Source organism: Aeromonas sp. MdU4 (assembly GCF_041929505.1).
Classification (GTDB): Bacteria; Pseudomonadota; Gammaproteobacteria; order Enterobacterales; family Aeromonadaceae; genus Aeromonas.
The window spans coordinates 401,252-417,833 of the sequence record NZ_JBHFMW010000024.1 but is presented as its reverse complement, the minus strand read 5'-3'; the positions used below and the strand labels follow the sequence as shown (position 1 = coordinate 417,833).

At 51.5% G+C, this 16,582-nt stretch carries 12 protein-coding genes and 1 other RNA gene; 11 read left to right on the top strand and 2 right to left on the bottom strand.

Going from position 1 to position 16,582, the window contains the following annotated elements:
• From ffs to ACE1BR_RS15430, 3 genes are all read left to right on the top strand, one after another.
• An RNA gene (ffs, locus tag ACE1BR_RS15440) (signal recognition particle sRNA small type) lies at positions 1–87 on the top strand; the annotation flags it as partial.
• Between the two features lie 84 nt (positions 88–171).
• Entirely contained in the window at positions 172–1,278 is a 1,107-nt protein-coding gene (locus tag ACE1BR_RS15435; RefSeq protein ID WP_374871725.1) for a tyrosine-type recombinase/integrase, read from the top strand.
• Positions 1,279–1,366: 88 nt separating this feature from the next.
• The gene (locus ACE1BR_RS15430) at positions 1,367–2,212 is read left to right on the top strand and encodes an OST-HTH/LOTUS domain-containing protein (RefSeq protein ID WP_374871723.1); all 846 of its coding nucleotides are present in this window, start codon (positions 1,367–1,369) and stop codon (positions 2,210–2,212) included.
• 159 nt (positions 2,213–2,371) lie between these two features.
• On the opposite strand, the gene ACE1BR_RS15425 is transcribed toward ACE1BR_RS15430, so the two are convergent.
• Positions 2,372–4,987: a phage/plasmid primase, P4 family gene (locus ACE1BR_RS15425; protein ID WP_374871721.1), complete on the bottom strand. Its 2,616-nt coding sequence runs from the start codon at positions 4,985–4,987 to the stop codon at positions 2,372–2,374.
• A gap of 804 nt (positions 4,988–5,791) precedes the next feature.
• Between ACE1BR_RS15425 and ACE1BR_RS15420 the strand changes: the two genes are divergently transcribed.
• From ACE1BR_RS15420 to ACE1BR_RS15400, 5 genes are all read left to right on the top strand, one after another.
• Complete coding sequence (locus ACE1BR_RS15420; protein WP_374871719.1) at positions 5,792–7,768, top strand: N-6 DNA methylase; 1,977 nt, start codon at positions 5,792–5,794, stop codon at positions 7,766–7,768.
• The gene (locus ACE1BR_RS15415) at positions 7,765–9,141 is read left to right on the top strand and encodes a restriction endonuclease subunit S (RefSeq protein WP_374871717.1); all 1,377 of its coding nucleotides are present in this window, start codon (positions 7,765–7,767) and stop codon (positions 9,139–9,141) included. The genes ACE1BR_RS15420 and ACE1BR_RS15415 overlap by 4 nt, the downstream gene beginning before the upstream one ends.
• Complete coding sequence (locus tag ACE1BR_RS15410) at positions 9,138–10,427, top strand: PD-(D/E)XK nuclease family protein (RefSeq protein ID WP_374871715.1); 1,290 nt, start codon at positions 9,138–9,140, stop codon at positions 10,425–10,427. The genes ACE1BR_RS15415 and ACE1BR_RS15410 overlap by 4 nt, the downstream gene beginning before the upstream one ends.
• Positions 10,428–10,476: 49 nt before the next feature.
• On the top strand, positions 10,477–10,926 hold the full coding sequence (locus ACE1BR_RS15405) for a hypothetical protein (protein WP_374871713.1): 450 nt from the start codon (positions 10,477–10,479) through the stop codon (positions 10,924–10,926).
• Between the two features lie 64 nt (positions 10,927–10,990).
• Positions 10,991–14,164: a type I restriction endonuclease subunit R gene (locus tag ACE1BR_RS15400; protein WP_374871711.1), complete on the top strand. Its 3,174-nt coding sequence runs from the start codon at positions 10,991–10,993 to the stop codon at positions 14,162–14,164.
• 262 nt (positions 14,165–14,426) lie between these two features.
• Here the strand turns inward: ACE1BR_RS15400 and ACE1BR_RS15395 are convergent, their stop codons facing one another.
• Positions 14,427–14,762, bottom strand: a complete 336-nt coding sequence (locus tag ACE1BR_RS15395) for a hypothetical protein (protein WP_374871709.1) — start codon at positions 14,760–14,762, stop codon at positions 14,427–14,429.
• A gap of 272 nt (positions 14,763–15,034) precedes the next feature.
• On the opposite strand from ACE1BR_RS15395, the gene radC reads away from it, so the two are divergent.
• From radC to ACE1BR_RS15380, 3 genes are read left to right on the top strand one after another with little or no spacing between them, the layout of a single operon-like run.
• Positions 15,035–15,502 carry a DNA repair protein RadC gene (radC, locus tag ACE1BR_RS15390; RefSeq protein ID WP_374871707.1) on the top strand — a complete coding sequence of 156 codons (468 nt, stop codon included), beginning with the start codon at positions 15,035–15,037 and terminating at the stop codon, positions 15,500–15,502.
• Positions 15,499–15,867 carry a DUF2787 family protein gene (locus ACE1BR_RS15385; protein ID WP_374871705.1) on the top strand — a complete coding sequence of 123 codons (369 nt, stop codon included), beginning with the start codon at positions 15,499–15,501 and terminating at the stop codon, positions 15,865–15,867. Before radC ends, ACE1BR_RS15385 begins: the two co-directional genes overlap by 4 nt.
• A gap of 5 nt (positions 15,868–15,872) precedes the next feature.
• Positions 15,873–16,010, top strand: a complete 138-nt coding sequence (locus tag ACE1BR_RS15380) for a hypothetical protein (RefSeq protein WP_324040465.1) — start codon at positions 15,873–15,875, stop codon at positions 16,008–16,010.
• Positions 16,011–16,582 lie beyond the last annotated feature (572 nt).

Genomic DNA, 16,582 nt, shown 5'->3' with positions numbered 1-16,582 from the left:
CTCGCATTGATAACCCGTCGACCTGGTCAGGACCGGAAGGTAGCAGCCAAGGCGGGGGACTCGAGTGCCGGGATGTGGCTGGTAGGGCCACCACTTGTTTCTGCAATTCAATAAGTTACCTTCCAAGCGCCCTTGGTCATCCACTTTATGTGGACGATGAGGAGCTCATTGATGAATCTCTGGCTCAGTCCCCACGGCATCTGGTATTACCGGAAAGTCACTACGCTCCCCTGTGGTCGCCGCAAAGAGATCAAAAAATCCCTGCATACCCGAGACAAGCTGACGGCCCGTGCAGCTGTTGCGACACTGCTTGCCTGTGTGCGTTCCAGACCCAAGCCCATTCAGTTGCCTGCTGCCCCACATGAGCAATCAGTAGCCCAGCCGATGACTCCGGCGACCAAACCGCGTGCTCCGCTCCTGTCGGTCCTGAGTGACCGCTATCAGAAAGAGAAGGCCCTCTCCTGGGCACCCAAAGAGCGAAAGAACCAGAAAAACTATCTCGGTTCCTTTATCGAGGCTATCGGCGACAAGCCAGCGGCAGGCTACAGCAAGGCTGATGTGGTCAAGTTCAAGGAGGGGTTGCTGAACTCTGGCAAGAGCCCGGCCACCATCAACAAGTATCTGCAGAAGCTATCCCTGTTATTTAGTTGGTTAGCTAACCATCAGGAGGGGATCGTCAACCACTTCGCTGGGCTCAAGTTGCAGCGGGTCAAAGAGACAAAGGCCAGAAGTGGTTACACGATGGAGGAGAGGCAGAGGTTCATCCAATGGGCGAAAAGGCAGGAGCCCTATCGCCGCTGGATAGCCCTGTTGGGGCTCTACACGGGGGCTCGAGCCAACGAGATCTGCCAGCTCTATGCCGATGATGTGGTGCTGGTGGATAACATCTGGTGTATCAAAGTGCAGTCTGGTAGACCCGACCAGAAGCTCAAGACAGACAACAGCAAGCGGCTCATTCCAATCCATTCGGCGGTGCTGGAGGCGGGCTTCCTGGCGTTTGTGCAAGGGAGGGTGGGGGGAAGGCTCTTCGTCGAACTGCCCCATCGCCAAGACGGCTATAGCCACCTTTGGGGGCAGTGGTTCAGCCGCAACCGGCCGGTGCCTAAAGATTTCCACAGTTTGAGACATACGGTAGCGACAATTTTGAAAGATAAAGGTATTCCTCTTCAATTTGCTGCCGCGATCTTGGGTCATACCAACGGAGCGATCAGTTATGACCGATATGGTGGTGGGGTAGCAGTCGAGAAGTTACAAGCCGCTATCGAAGCTGCACTATGAACGCGTTACATTGGTGAAGATCTAGTTGGTACTTCAACTCAAATAGCCACTATTAGCTGGATGCTAATGAGCACAAGGAAGAGCTCCGTTGGAACACAATAGGCCTGACACGGCACAATCTGATTTGAATGACTTGAAAGAGCAAATTGCGTTGGAGTACGGACGATGTCTCCTCCAGTTACAGCAGTTTGAATTGATGCTCAAAGCAGCCCTGCCCACTCTGAAGGTGAGCGGATTTTCCGATGAGTTGGTTGCTAACGTAGAGCGAGACCGACAGCTTCTAGGCGGTAAGACTCTGGGTCAATTGGTTGGTCAGTGGAACCAGAGAACGATGTTGGGGGAAGAGCAAGAAATTGATGAAGATGTTCTGAACGGTCGAGCGTACATCAGCATTAGCGTTGGTCTGGAAGACGGGGAATGGATGAGCGAAAAGCTCAAACAGCTGGTCGAGTTGCGAAATGAGCTGGTGCATCATTTCCTGTCACGCTTCGGGTTGAACTCTGAGGCCAGTTGCCAGGAGGCAATCGACTTTCTGGCGACGGTAGCCAACATCATCAAGGACAACAGAGATGCGTTACATTCCTTCCTGACTACTGCCGAAAAAGCCAAGAACGAACTGTACGAGTTTATGAATTCCGCTGAGGGAAAACATTTTGCTCTCTCCGGAATCCTGCCCGGTCAGCCTGTCGATAATTGGGAAAACACCACCATAGTCCAACAGCTTAAATGTGAAGAGCGTTTAATAGGCAACGACGGCTGGGTACCGTTACATGACGCCATCCGCAGTATCGGCCAAAGACGTCCTGGGTTATCCCCCAAGCTGTACGGATGTAGTAGTTGGCGGGAGGTCATTCATTGTTCCCAGCTCTTCGAAGTAGACAAGCGGCTATCTCCCTCAGGTGGAGTGACTTGGTATCGCACACGCCGAACCTAAATTGATACAGCAATGGTGGTTTAGCAACCATCGTCCCATCGATACCGATTTCCACAGCTTATGTTATGACGTTGAAGGATCACGGAGTACCGCTTCAGTATGGGGTAGTGATGTGGTCCATAACCGACAACGAAAAGGGGCCCGCAGGCCCCGAAAATGTTACTGATTTGATGCAAGACGGAGCGCGGGGGATGCACTTGGATAAGCATCAAATGCATCATCCCGTAACACAATCCCAATAATTGCAGCCTTGTTACGGTAGCGTGTTGCTTCGAACCCCTTATCCACAAGTTTTTTCTTGAGGATGATTTTACTCATGGTCCACTCTCCGTTCTGCTGAGCCCAGCGGCTAAAAGCAGCGTAGATTTCGTCCATGGTGCATTTGTAGTTACTGCTTGGCTGAGTGCACTCTTCCAAAAAGCTTCCCACCAGATCGGATTCGGCACGGTAGCTCTCGACATCGGCTTTGATGTTTGCTGGCATCGACCGTTTCAGCCCTTGTGCCAGCCACATCTGGGTGCCTTGGATGGCCCAGTTCAAGATACTTGGCAGTTCATCCTGAAGCTTCTGCATCAAGTACGGGTCTAATTGCTCTCCCGTAAACGCTGCATTGAAGGGGATCATCATCATCCGTCGCCACATGCCGGGACTGGTATCCCGGATCACAGGCTTGTGGTTCCCCACCATGACAAGTGAGAAACGGGGGCGGAACTCCATCTCGCTCTTGGCATAAGGGGCCCGAGCGACAATGATGTCGTCACCCGTCATGGCTTTCACTAGGTTCTCATCCATGCGAGAGCCCTCTGGCAGCTCATTAGCTACTACCAGTCGGGCATCCACCAGCTTTGTCAACGATGGGTTCGGACCGGTACTGGCATTGCGGTTAAACAGCAGGACGTTACTGTTGATCTGCCGACTATAGTCCCCGAGCAGTTGCTGGATGACCGACATGAAAGTGCTCTTTCCATTACAGCCATTACCATAGAGGAAGAACAACAATTGCTCGTCGGTACGGCCTGTTATCCAGTAGCCCACGCAGCGTTGCAGGAAGGTGGCCAGTTCGGTATCTCCGCACGTGATTTCACTGATGAATTGCTCCCAGCGTGGACAAGTAGCCCCCGAGATATAAACAGCAGGGCTGGCACTGGTCAGCAAATGGGCTCGACGAGCAGCAAGGAAACATCCAGAGTTCAGATCGATAACCCCGTTACCGACACCAAGTAGCATGGGGTTGGCGTTGAGCTCGGCGAGTTTTATCTGCAGCATCGGTTTGGCTAACTCCAGCATGTTCTGGATGCTCGCCCGACTGAGGCAACGGGTGCCATAGCTGCGAACCATCTTGCCCCATTCCATGGCCTTCTCGTCATCCTTCTCTTTGGCAGTATCGAGTAGCTGCTTTGCAATCTGGTGGAGTTCTTCTCCTACTTGTTTGGCCATCAACAAAGGGGTTTGGTTGTCTAGTTCCCAGTAGGTCCCATTGAAGCAGAGGAAACTGCCAAACTCGGGCACATACTTGAGGTCATGGCCGCATAGTTCAACAAGCCGTTCAGCGTTTCGGCTGTCGTGGAACTCGACTGCCAAGATGGACTGACGGGGGACAATTGTGACGGATTCTGGTTGCAGATCATCATTTTGTGTACCCGTGGCTTCAACTATAGGTTCTCTCAGAGTAAATGCTGCTACCAGCTCCTGCAGAGGGAGTGGATTGTCGCCGTGCAGATACTCGTCGATGTCCTTCACACTATCTGGCAGCTTGACCTGAGTCAGCTTGAGGCCGAGCCGAGCCACCTTGGTGCGGTAATTGTCACCAGCTTCATCAGTGTCGAAGAAGGTCATGACGTCTCGGTCGGCCAGTTCACGTCCAAGCCACTCCAACTGGGCCTGTGACAGTGTTCCGATGGTTGCTAGTGCGGGACCTGGCCAACCGGCATCGACCAGCGACAGCCGGTCATTCTCTCCCTCTATCAGGGCGACAGGGCCAGGGGCATTCAGACTCTCTTCCCCGTAGAACTGAACGCCGTTAAGCCAGTTGCGGCTCGGTAGTTGGAACTGGTGCTGCTTGTTTGGGTCCTTGAAGGTGAAGCGACTGACTTGTCCGTTGCGGTCGAAGTGCGGGAACACATAGACACCGCTCGGGAAGAAGTCACGAAGTTGGTCAGGTGCATCCTTGCGGGGCTTGACTAGACCGGATGCCAGCCGTTCTTCTTGGGAAAAGCCAGCATCCCGCAACGCTTTGTTCAGGCCACCGGAGAAACCGATGTCCAGCCCTACTAGCACCTCCTCAGAATGGCCACGCAGTTCTACCAGCTCCTCAATGTCCAGACGAGTTTGATAGTGGCGGGCAGCCAGATTGAATAGCTCCTGCAGGCGAGCTGGTGGAGCTGTGTAGACCGGTTGTTCCAAAGGCACGACCTTCGGTGTAGTGGGACTAGCATCCAGTTCTCCCAGTAGCAGCACGCGAGCAGCATCGTAGACATTTGGGGCTTGCTTGTATTTGACGATGAGGTCGAGGACATCACCATTCTCTTCACAGCTAAAACAGTGAAAGCTATTTGTTTCAGGATATAAGGTGAAACAATCGTTATGTCCGCACAGCGGGCAACTGCGATCATCCAGCCGATAGATCTCACCAAGTTGTTCTACGTCTTGCCCTGTAAGGGCTGAAGTGACATCAAGAATAGAGAATTTAGCCTTGATATCGGCAAGTTCGAAGTTGAGCGGATAGCCTGCTTCGGCCAAAGCGAACTCGAGATCGCAATTTGTATGTTGAGACATGATTTCTCTCCAGTTTGACAATCAATTAATAACTCATTGTTTGACTGGCTAGATCTGCCATCTCAAAGGCTGATCGGCGGTCCGTCTACGTTCGAACAAAGGGTTGCCAGATGCTGAGGTAGTGGCCACCAGGAATCCATCATGGGAGCTGGCTTCATGGCCACGGGGACGTAAATTACCCAACACAAGGTCGAAATATACTCAGGGATGGATACACAACAAGAGTGAAAGCATTGCTTTTGCTGCCTTTATACTGTTTTTGAGATCAAACATCCGAAACGGAGGGTTTGCAATTTGAGGTCAGATTTGATAATCCTAGCCTTCTTCGCTCGGCTTCAAAAAAGCTGCATATACAAAAACGAGATGCAGCGTTCTAGTTAGGGTAAAGGTTTAGCCGGAGAAGCCCCTCAACTTACACCTATGAGTCCCTTCTGATTCGACACTTTCCCCGTGCCAAAACGAGATGTAAGCCCTCAGGTTTACTCGCCAGTTTTTTTAGCATATTTCTTAACTTTTTCATGTGGTTAACTAAATGAAAAGTTCTCTAAATTAGCCCAAAAATCGGCAGAGGGTATGTCTTTTAAGGCTGATTTCGCTTTGTTAATGGGGATGTAAGCCAGCACCAAATCGGCGTGTCAGTATGAAAATACGGCAGGGTGTTCGGTTTGGTGGCCAAAGTGGGGAAGAAAGGGTTGAGGATAACGGTTGGGATCACGCCCATAGCCAGTTCCCTGTGGTAAACTGCCCGCATTTCCGTTTGCTCCTGAATATGCTTCGGCAGTTCCCCGTATTTTGAGAATCCCGATGACCACCAATATCTCTTCCCTGGCTAGCCTGATCTGGTCGGTTGCCGATCTGCTTCGCGGTGATTTCAAACAGTCCCAGTATGGCCGCATCATCCTGCCCTTTACCGTACTGCGTCGTCTTGAGTGCGTGCTGGCACCGAGTAAGGCCCAGGTGCTGGCGATGGTGGATACCACCAAAGCCATGCCGGAGCTGGCCAAAGAGAAGCTGCTGCTTAATGCCAGTGGCCACGCCTTCTACAACAGCTCACCGCTGGAACTGGCCAAGCTGGGTGAAACCCATGTCGGTGATAACCTGGATGCCTATGTGCGGGCCTTTTCCAAGGATGCCCGGGAGATCTTCGAGCACTTCAATTTCGATGCCAGCATCAACTTGTTGGAAGATGCCGACTTGCTCTACAAGGTGGTTCGCTCTTTTGCCAACGTGGATCTCTCCCCAGAAGCGGTAGATAACTACCACATGGGTCTGGTGTTTGAAGAGCTGATCCGCCGCTTTGCGGAAAGCTCCAACGAGACAGCCGGTGAACACTTTACCCCTCGCGATATCGTGCGGCTCACCACCTCCCTGGTGTTTGCCGGTGATGACGAGGCACTCGGCAAGCCGGGCATTGTGCGTTCCATCTATGACCCCACTGCGGGGACTGGTGGCTTTCTCTCTTGCGGCATGGAGTATCTGCACGAACTGAATCCCGCCGCACGGCTGGCCACCTTCGGTCAGGAGCTCAACCCCGAGTCCTACGCCATCTGTAAGGCTGACATGCTGATCAAGGGGCAGGAGATCAGCAACATCAAGCTGGGCAATACCCTGTCTGATGACCAGTTGCCCTACAAGACCTTTGATTATTGTCTTTCCAACCCGCCATTCGGGGTGGACTGGAAAAAGGTTGAAAAGCAGGTGCGGGATGAAGCGACCAAGCTGGGCTTTAACGGCCGCTTTGGCCCAGGCTTGCCACGGGTATCTGACGGCTCCTTGCTATTTTTGATGCACCTCATCGCCAAGATGCAGCAACCCTCGGCCGAGTGTGCGGGCTCCAAGATCGGAATTATCCTCAACGGCTCACCGCTCTTTACCGGTGGGGCTGGCAGTGGCGAGAGTGAGATCCGCCGTTATATCCTTGAGCACGACCTGCTGGATGCACTGGTGGCCCTGCCCACCGATATGTTCTACAACACCGGCATCGCCACCTATATCTGGGTGCTCTCCAACCACAAACCGGCCGAGCGTAAGGGCAAGGTGCTGCTGATCAACGCCAGCGATATGCACAGCCCGATGCGTAAATCGTTGGGTTCCAAGCGCAAGCAGCTGAGCGATGAGGCGTTAAGCGAGATTGTCAGCCTCTATAGCCGCTATGAAGAGAGCCCGATTGCCAAGATTTTCCCCGCCAGCGCCTTTGGCTATCGCCGTCTGACCATCGAGCGGCCGCTGAAACTGGCGTTCTATCCGCAGGATGCCGATCGTCTTGCCAGCCTCACTACCGACAAGGGATGGGCCAAGCTCGATGGTACCTTGCAATCCGCCATCCTGACTGCCTTGGGCCAGTTCGCTGAGGCCAAGTTGCTTTCCCGCGACAAGTTTAAAAAGCAGCTGACCAAGTTGCTGGGTGAGGTCAAGCTGCCTGCTCCGACCTTTAAGCTTCTGGTGAACCATCTGGCTGAGCAGGACGACGCCGCCGAGGTGTGTAAAAGCAAAGGCGAGCCGGAAGCCAACCCGGATCTGCGCGATAACGAAAACGTGCCGCTGGGGGAAGACATTCACGAGTATTTGCAGCGTGAGGTGCTGCCCCATGTGCCGGATGCCTGGATCGACACCAGCAAGACCGACCCGCTCGATGGCCAGATTGGCATTGTCGGTTATGAGATCCCCTTTAACCGCCACTTCTACCAGTACCAGCCACCCCGTGATCTGGAGGACATCGATGCCGATCTCGATGCGGTCGCCAAGGAGATCATGCAACTGCTGGCGGAGGTGCATTCATGAACTGCACTAAGGTGTATGAAAGATACGTTGATTCGGGACTTGTTTGGGTTGGTAATTACCCTGAACTCTGGCGATTGACAAAAGTAAAGTATGAGGCATCAGTTAAAGCCCGTGTTGGTTGGCATGGTTTAAAATCAGATGATTTTACTGATGAGGGGCCGTATTTAGTTACTGGAACTGATTTTAAGGGTAAATCCATAAATTGGAGTGATTGTTATCACTGTGATATAGAGCGATATGAACAAGATCCCTATATACAGTTACGCAATGGGGATCTGTTGATCACTAAAGATGGAACAATCGGCAAAGTTGCTCTGGTGGAAAATCTAAAAGTGAATGATAAAGCCACTTTGAATAGTGGAGTTTTTGTTATTCGACCACTAAGCAGAAATTTGGCAACGAAATTTTATTTTTGGCTACTACAGTCAAAAGTATTCAAGGATTTTGTAGATTACTATAAGACTGGTAGTACAATACTCCATCTGTACCAAGACACTTTCGTTAATTTTATATATGCAGCGCCCTCATTTATAGAACAAACTAGAATTGCCGCATTTCTCAACTACGAGACCGCTCGGATCGATGAACTAATTGCCAAACAACTGCGGCTGATTAGTCTGCTCCAAGAGAAGCGGCAGGCGGTGATTTCCCATGCCGTAACCAAAGGCCTGAACCCACACGCCCCTATGAAAGACTCCGGCATTGAGTGGCTCGGCCAAGTGCCAGAGCATTGGATTGTCAAACCGCTGCGGCATCTAGGCTATTGCCAGAATGGTATTAATATCGGGGCTGAGGCATTCGGTTCTGGTTATCCATTTGTGAGCTACGGTGATGCCTACAAAAATAGGGTGTTACCTGAGACAGGGAGTGGGTTGGTACAGTCAACTCCTGAGAATAGAAAAAGGTATTCCCTGTTAGCCGGTGATGTACTTTTCACTCGAACGTCAGAAACGATTGAGGAAATTGGTTTTGCATCGGTGTGTTTGAAAACAATAGAAAATGCTTGCTTTGCGGGTTTCTTGATTAGATTTCGTCCTAATTCAAATGATTTGGATGCCAACTATTCAAAATATTATTTCTCAAACCAGTTACTTCGTGCGTTTTTCATTAAAGAAATGAATTTGATAACTCGGGCATCACTGAGCCAAGACTTACTGAAAACTATGCCAGTTGTGTTGCCACCAAGGGCTGAGCAAAAGGCGATCGTAGAAGTATTAGATGAAAAATCGAAACGATTTGATCGATTACAGCAGCTTGGAGAGGAGCAGATTAAGATTCTCCAAGAACGCCGCACAGCCCTGATCTCCGCCGCCGTCACCGGCAAGATCGATCTGCGGGGCTGGGAGCCACCAGCAGAAGAGGTTGCTGCGTGAGTTCACTACCGCAAACCGGGGCGACTGATGCTATCGCTCCAGCCAGCAATGACGAGCAGTACCGCTGGCTAACCGAGCTGATTTTCGATAGCAAGGAGCTCGATAAGCTGGGAGGCATGGTCTCGGAGTTCAACCTGTTTGAAGCGATGGGGATGGTGCGTCAGGAGATCCGCCACTCCCACTTTCTCGGCACCCTCTTTAATCCCCGCGAGCCCCATGGCTTGGGTTCTCGCTTCTTTGAGTCGCTGCTTTCAAGGTTGCTCTATGACTTGCCGGATCGGCGTAGTGGCGAAGTATCCCTGCTCGATATCGATCTCTGCGATTACGACGACTTGCAGGTATTTCGCGAGCAAGATCGTATCGATCTGCTGCTGGTGAGCGAGCAAAACCGTCAGGTCTTTGTTATCGAGAACAAGATTGATGCCGGTGAGCACGGCAATCAACTGGAACGGTATGAGCAGTCCGTACATCGCCGCTATCCCGAGTATCGTAAGGTCTTTGTCTTCTTGACCCTCGACGGTAGCGAGGCCAGTCGCGATGGTTGGTTAAACCTGAGCTATGCCCAGGTGATTGAATGCCTGAGCGAACTGGTCACCGATTATGGCCACCAGATCCCGCCATCAGCCCGTATCGGCATTGAGCACTACATCACCTTATTCAAGCGATATTTTATGGAAGATACCGAGATTGCGGAGCTTTGCCGCCGCATTTACAAGAAGCACCAAAAAGCCCTGGATCTGATTTTTGAACATACCTCCCAGCAGGCTAACCGTAAGCAGGGGCAGCAACAGTGGCTCAATGATTTGCTAGCCCCTTACTTAGCTGAACATCAATGGGTGGAAGATATCAGTACCTCTACATCAGCTCGTTATGCCTACCTGCCATGGGATCGCCGTGAGCCAGAAATGCAAAGCTCAACCTGGACCAAAAGTGGCCGGGTGCTCTTGTTTGAATTCCACTTTAATTCTGCAGATATAAGACTGACCCTGAAGATTGGTCCCAGCGCGTTGAAACATTTTCGTAAACAACTATTTAACCATGTCATTGATAATGAAAAATGGACACGTATCTATGGCCGAAAATCGAGTCTAACTAATTCGACGACCACCATTTATAGCTGTAAATTATTAAATTTTAACGAGCGCGATAGCATGGATGAAGATCGTTTTTGTGCTGACCTACATAAGCCGATCTCCGATTTTTTCTCACAGGATTGGCCTGTTATCCGGGATGTGCTCTCACCCTTTTTGGTTGAAGCCTCAGAAACTAGCCTTAGTTCGTTATGAAAGCGGTTATAACGCTTACTTGGTCACACATGCTTTAGGAAATGGGTGTATGAGAAACGCTAATCGACGAGAGATTATCTGCAATCTATGTCATGAGGTAGTGTCTAAAAGCCGTCTATTTATGCATCTAGTGAAGCGTCATAACTGGGATATTGTACCGAAAGTAACCGAATCAACATCTGGTATACAAAAGTTAGATTTGACAGATGGTGCACACGTAACGTCCTTGGTAGAAAAAAATCGTAACACACCCGTGGTGAAAAAGCCGAAAGTGGAGCTGGTTACGATGAGAGGCATGAGGGAAACGGGGCTAGCTAAATGCCAGCAGTGCAAAGTGAACCACATGGAGCATTGGGTTTACCGTTTCTCTGATGGCAGCACCAAAAAGCTGTGTCGCTTTTGTAAAGGCCGCTTGCTGGATAAAGTCAAAAGTAGGAAAAGCGATGCAATGGACTATCGTGTCCCCGGTAGCGCGATGAGTGGAAAGAACAATCGGTGATGCAATTCAATCCGTTTTCAGCTGGATATGAATAAAAGCGACAAGAATATGATTTGGAATAACAATGGATAACAAAGCACGGGAAAAGGCGTTTCAAGACCATATCATCGAGCAGCTGGCCGCTTCGGGTTGGCTGGTGGGGTCGTCATCTTATTACGACAAAGAGCGAGCACTCTACCCGGAAGACTTGATCGCCTTTGTGCAAGAGAGCCAGCCTGAGGGGTGGCAGAAATTCTGCAAGACCTATGGCGAGCAGCCGGAACGCCACTTGCTGGACGGTGCGGTACGCCAGCTTAAACGCAGTGAGGGGGGAACCCTGTGGCTGCTGCGTAATCAGATTGAAGATCGCGGCCATCGACTCAAGGTCGCCAGCTTCAAGCCTGATCATGACTTGAATCCCGAGCTTCTGGTTCGTTATCAAGCCAACCGGCTGCGGGTTGTGCCCGAGTTAGTCTATAGCCCCCATGGCTATGATGGCCGTATCGATCTGACCCTCTTTTTGAACGGCATCCCGGTAGCGACACTGGAGCTCAAATCTTGCTTCAAGCAGTCGCTGGAGAATGCCAAGAAACAGTATCGGGAAGATCGTTTGCCCAAGACCAATGGGCGTGATGAACCACTACTGAGTTTTCGCCGCGGGGCGCTGGTGCACTTTGCAGTGAATCAGTTCGAGGTGGCGATGACCACCAAACTGGCGGGCGACTCGACTTTCTTCCTGCCATTTAACCAGGGCACCCGTGAGGGTGGGGCGGGCAATGATCAGCCCTTGCCAGTGAATGGTGAGGAGGGTATTGCTACCGGTTATCTGTGGCAAGAGATCCTGCAACCGGATAACTTCCTGCGGATACTGAGCCGCTATCTGCACCTTGAGGTCAAGGTGGAAGAGGATGAGCTGGGGCGGCAGAATAAGAAAGAGACGATGATTTTTCCTCGCTATCACCAGTGGAAAGTGGTTCAGAATTTGTTGGCCACGGTGGGGCAGGAGGGGGCTGGTCAGAAGTACCTGATCCAGCACTCGGCGGGGTCTGGCAAATCCAACTCTATTGCCTGGCTGACCCATCAGCTGGCCTCGCTCTACCTAGATAAAGGGGAGAAGTTGTTCAATTCGGTGATTGTGATTACCGATAGAACGGTGCTCGACAGCCAGTTGCAAGAGACCATTGCCCAGTTTGACCATGCTGATGGGGTAGTGAGCCGCATCAACCGTGAAGAGGGAGATGGCTCCAAGTCAGCACAGCTTACCGATGCACTGGCCAGTGGCACGCCCATCATCATCGTCACCATTCAAACCTTCCCTCATGTGCTCAAGGCTATTCAGGAGTCGACCACGCTGAAAGGCTCTCGCTTTGCGGTGGTTGCCGATGAGGCGCATTCAAGCCAGACCGGCAGCACGGCGCGTCAGTTGCGTGAGGTATTGATGGCCGAGCAGCTGGATAGGGAAGAGGAGCTCAGTGGCGAAGATGTGATGAACATGACGCTGGCCGCTCGCGGTGGCAGTCAGAACATCAGCTACTTCGCCTTTACGGCAACCCCGAAGGGTAAAACGCTGGAGCTGTTTGGCCGCCCAGCGAACCCGGCGATGCCGCTTGGCCCGGATAACAAGCCCAAGCCATTTCATGTTTACTCCATGCGTCAGGCGATCGAGGAGGGTTTTATCCTCGACGTGCTGAAGAACTACACCAACTATTCGCTTGCCTACAAACTCGCCATGAAGGCAGAGGAGGCAGATAAGGAAGTGGATGCCAAGAAGGCTCGCATCAGGCTATCCAAGTGGGTGCGGCTACACCCGCACAATATCGGCCAGAAAGTGGCGATCATCGTTGAGCATTTCCGCACCAACGTGGCCAATCTTCTGGGAGGGCAGGCCAAGGCGATGGTTGTGACGTCGAGTCGGCTGGAGGCGGTTCGCTACAAGCTGGCGTTCGACAAGTATGTAACAGAGCAGGGCTATGGTGCTATTCGTGCCATGGTGGCGTTCTCTGGCGACATCGAAGAGGAAGGGCAGAGCTTTAACGAGCGGAACATGAACCCCGAGCTTAATGGGCGGGACATGCGTAAGGCATTCGATACCCAGGACTATCAGGTGATGCTGGTGGCCAACAAGTTTCAGACCGGTTTCGATCAGCCCAAGCTGTGTGCCATGTATGTGGACAAGAAGCTGACAGGAGTGGACTGCATCCAGACCCTTTCTCGCCTCAACCGCACCTATCCTGGCAAGGAGAGCACCTTTGTGCTCGATTTCGTGAATGATCCGCAGGATGTGCTGGAGGAGTTCCAAAAATATTTTGAGACAGCCACCCTCGATACCGTCTCCGATCCCAATCTAGTCTATGACCTGTTCCACAAGCTGAAAGCGACGGGCATCTTTACCTGGAGCGAGGTGGAGGCGTTTAGCGATGCCTATTTCGATCCCAAGCGTGGGGCCGAAGCCTTGCCCGGTTATATTAAACCGGCAGTCGAGCGGTTCACCAAACGTTACAAGCTGGCGAGTGAAGCTGTGCGGGAGTGTCGCCAGATGTTCAAACGCATCGAGCGTGAAGGCGGGTCTGCGACTGACAAGGTAAATGCTGAACGGCGGGTCAAAGAAGCGACCGAAGCCAGGGGCGAGCTGGATCTCTTCAAGAAAGATCTCAACAGCTATGTGCGGTTCTATGAGTTTGTCTCCCAGATCACCGCCTTTGATGACGAATCATTGGAGCGGCTTTGCGTGTTCGCCCGCCACCTGCTGCCGATGTTGCGTCAGGAGGTGCTGGAGGAGGACGAGATTGATCTCTCTCAAGTGTTGCTGAGCCATTACAACCTCAAGGCCAAGCGAACTCAGGATCTCAAGCTCAAAGCTGATGCAAGCGGCAATGGTTTGCAGGGCATCTCGGCGCTCGGCAGTGCCAAAGCAAAAGAAGAGAAGAAAGACTTCCTCTCTCACATCTTGGAGCAATTGAACGATCTGTTCGGTACAGAGGTGACTGATGGGGACAAGCTGGATTGGCTGCAGGGGATGGCCAGCAAGATTGCGGAAAACCAGCCCTTGATGGATCAGGTGCGAAATAACCCCCGCGACGCCATCATGCTGGGTGACTATCCCAAGGCGGTTGATGCGGCCGTGATCGAGCGGATGGATATCCAGAACGGCATGTCGCTGGACTACCTCTCTCGGCCCGAGGCGGCCAACCGTATCCAGAGCCTACTCCTGGATATCTTGCTCAAAGGCTTGCAGGGGGGATTGAGCCATCAGAATTAAGTGGGGTTAATTGGCATCATTGTTCCCCAGCCTAATAACAGGAGGGGGAAGAGGTGATTATGGTCAACTGCCGATTTTGAGGCATATCTATGAACTTTTCTTATCATCGGTAGCATAGAGAAGATCGTATTAATGCATAGAAATCGGCAGATTAATTACCTCGCTTGGTGTTGCAATCGGTTGGGTAATCTTAACTGTTGAATGAACAATGGGTCCCGAAGGACCCCTTGTGGTTATAGCAAGCAGCTCAAGTAATTTGGCGTTATCTGACGCAATGATAGATAGTATCTGCAACGCATCTCAATACCGGTAATGGAGCCATATCGGTAGCCATCGTATTCTGGGCAACACCGCCATCAACGCCATAAAAGTCCATGATTTCATGGATTTTGGCAATCTGCTGCGGTGTTACGTTTAATTCACCGAATAGACGGCCCTGAATCGGATTTTCATCACAAGGCACAATCCACAATGCTTGTGTGCCAGCATGGTCACAATCTGAAAAAAGAATATTCAGCTTGTGTTGGCCGAGCAAACTTTGCGCCAGTGTGCGACTCATTAACAAATAGCTGCTGTGTACTTCGTGTTGATAACGCATAGGTGTTTCCTCATGGTTGGTTTCGTTTGGCTTATATCGATTGCCGTAAGTCGAATGTGTTGCCAAACACCATGTGGATTAAACAGAACCCTGTTTTACCTGGAATTATCAACCCAAGTAATTAATAACATTGCTTGAGGTATATTGACAAGAGGGTGCTGGGTGAGTCATCACTTGGCTTATACCTGAATGTCCAGTATTTAATTTATCAATAATGCGGAGTGTTCTTGGCATAAGTAACTCGTGTATCCAAACGACGCGAGGTTACTGTTATGACACACCACTATGATGATCACCCCGGACAGGGCGATCACATCATTAATCAAGCTTTGGCCATTCTGGAGAGCCGACAGCGGCATCTGGGCCATGCCTTCACTCAGCCCAAAGCGGCCGCAGACTTCCTTCGGCTCAAGATGGGTGAATACGAGCGGGAAGTGTTCGCCGTCATGCTGCTCGACAATCAGCATCGGCTACTCGATTACCAAGAGCTGTTCTTCGGCACTATCAATGCTGGCACCGTTCACCCCCGTGAGGTGGTCAAGGCGGCTCTCAACAAAAACGCCGCAGCGGTCATTCTGGCCCATAACCATCCCTCTGGTATGGTCGATCCCTCAGACGCCGACAAGGCTGTCACAGTTCGTCTCAAGGAGCTGCTTGAGATGGTAGACGTGAGAGTGCTTGACCACTTTGTGGTGGGACAGCATGACATCGTCTCGTTTGCCGACAGGGGGCTGCTATGACCCCATCCAAACCGCTACAGGCTCTGTTCGCCAAGTTAATCGACCTCCACCCCGATGCCACCGCCCTGACTCTCAACTTCCGCAGTCCCGATTATTCCGCCGACACGGGTGGTTACCGTCCGGTCGAAATCCGTCTGGAAAAACGGGCTGGTAGCTGGGGGATGGCCTACGTCACCGAGTTCACTTACCTCGGTGGCGAGCTGGTAAAGGATCTCGATTTTGACTTCAACGCCGGGCTGGCCTCCCAGCTCTGGTGTGGAGAACGGCCGTTGGCCATAACCATGGACCTCTACCGGCTCTGGGAGAGGAACTTTCTCACCTATTACCGGATGGAGGTTTACCACTTGGATATTTCCCAAGAGTGACTGTTATGAACGACTTCACGAAAGCCCTGCTGCTCGATGCCTTGAAAGCGGCATTGACGGCATTTGCATCGGTCATCGTCAACGCGATGATGGCTCGCTATATGCCACCACACTTCTACAACATGAATGGAGATGAATACTAATGAAGAAGATGATCCTGAGTTCCTTGGCCTTGGCAGTATTGACCAGTGGCACTCTGTTTATTCACCAGCAACGTAAGGTCAAGAAGGCTGAATTGGCTAAGGTATTGCGGATGCCTGGTAGTACAACACATCATTAAGTCGAACCTGCAACCTACATATGTACTATTCAGATAATTATGAGTCCGTCATGCTGACAGAATGGGGTGGCGTTACCTGCATGGTACATATGTACCATTCAGATCATAACGAGTCCGTTAATTCGTCAGGATGGGGTGACGCTACCTGCATGGTACATATGTACTATTCAGATAAAAACGAGTCCCTTTGTCATTAGGCTCCTCGGCGAGTAGCTCTAACATATGTAGTAAACAGATATCTCGGCCCTTTATGGGCACCTAAAAACCCCTGCGGGCCCTCCATCACGGAGCGGCCCGTTTTCATTTGTATCACTGGCACAGGTCAATAGACCAAGCCCGTGTGACGCGAGCGAAAACAGCACTTTTTGCCGGTCACATGGGTTCCTTTCGGCCTTTTGACCCGCCGCGTCATTGTACCTTGCCCTATTGACCAGG

Bases quoted from the DNA above. Each gene is read 5' to 3' on its own strand.
- ACE1BR_RS15435 (WP_374871725.1), top strand. From the start codon at position 172: ATGAATCTCTGGCTCAGTCCCCACGGCATCTGGTATTACCGGAAAGTC.
- ACE1BR_RS15425 (WP_374871721.1), bottom strand. From the start codon at position 4,987: ATGTCTCAACATACAAATTGCGATCTCGAGTTCGCTTTGGCCGAAGCA.
- ACE1BR_RS15420 (WP_374871719.1), top strand. From the start codon at position 5,792: ATGACCACCAATATCTCTTCCCTGGCTAGCCTGATCTGGTCGGTTGCC.
- ACE1BR_RS15415 (WP_374871717.1), top strand. From the start codon at position 7,765: ATGAACTGCACTAAGGTGTATGAAAGATACGTTGATTCGGGACTTGTT.
- ACE1BR_RS15405 (WP_374871713.1), top strand. From the start codon at position 10,477: ATGAGAAACGCTAATCGACGAGAGATTATCTGCAATCTATGTCATGAG.
- ACE1BR_RS15400 (WP_374871711.1), top strand. From the start codon at position 10,991: ATGGATAACAAAGCACGGGAAAAGGCGTTTCAAGACCATATCATCGAG.
- ACE1BR_RS15395 (WP_374871709.1), bottom strand. From the start codon at position 14,762: ATGCGTTATCAACACGAAGTACACAGCAGCTATTTGTTAATGAGTCGC.
- radC (WP_374871707.1), top strand. From the start codon at position 15,035: ATGACACACCACTATGATGATCACCCCGGACAGGGCGATCACATCATT.
- ACE1BR_RS15385 (WP_374871705.1), top strand. From the start codon at position 15,499: ATGACCCCATCCAAACCGCTACAGGCTCTGTTCGCCAAGTTAATCGAC.
- ACE1BR_RS15380 (WP_324040465.1), top strand. From the start codon at position 15,873: ATGAACGACTTCACGAAAGCCCTGCTGCTCGATGCCTTGAAAGCGGCA.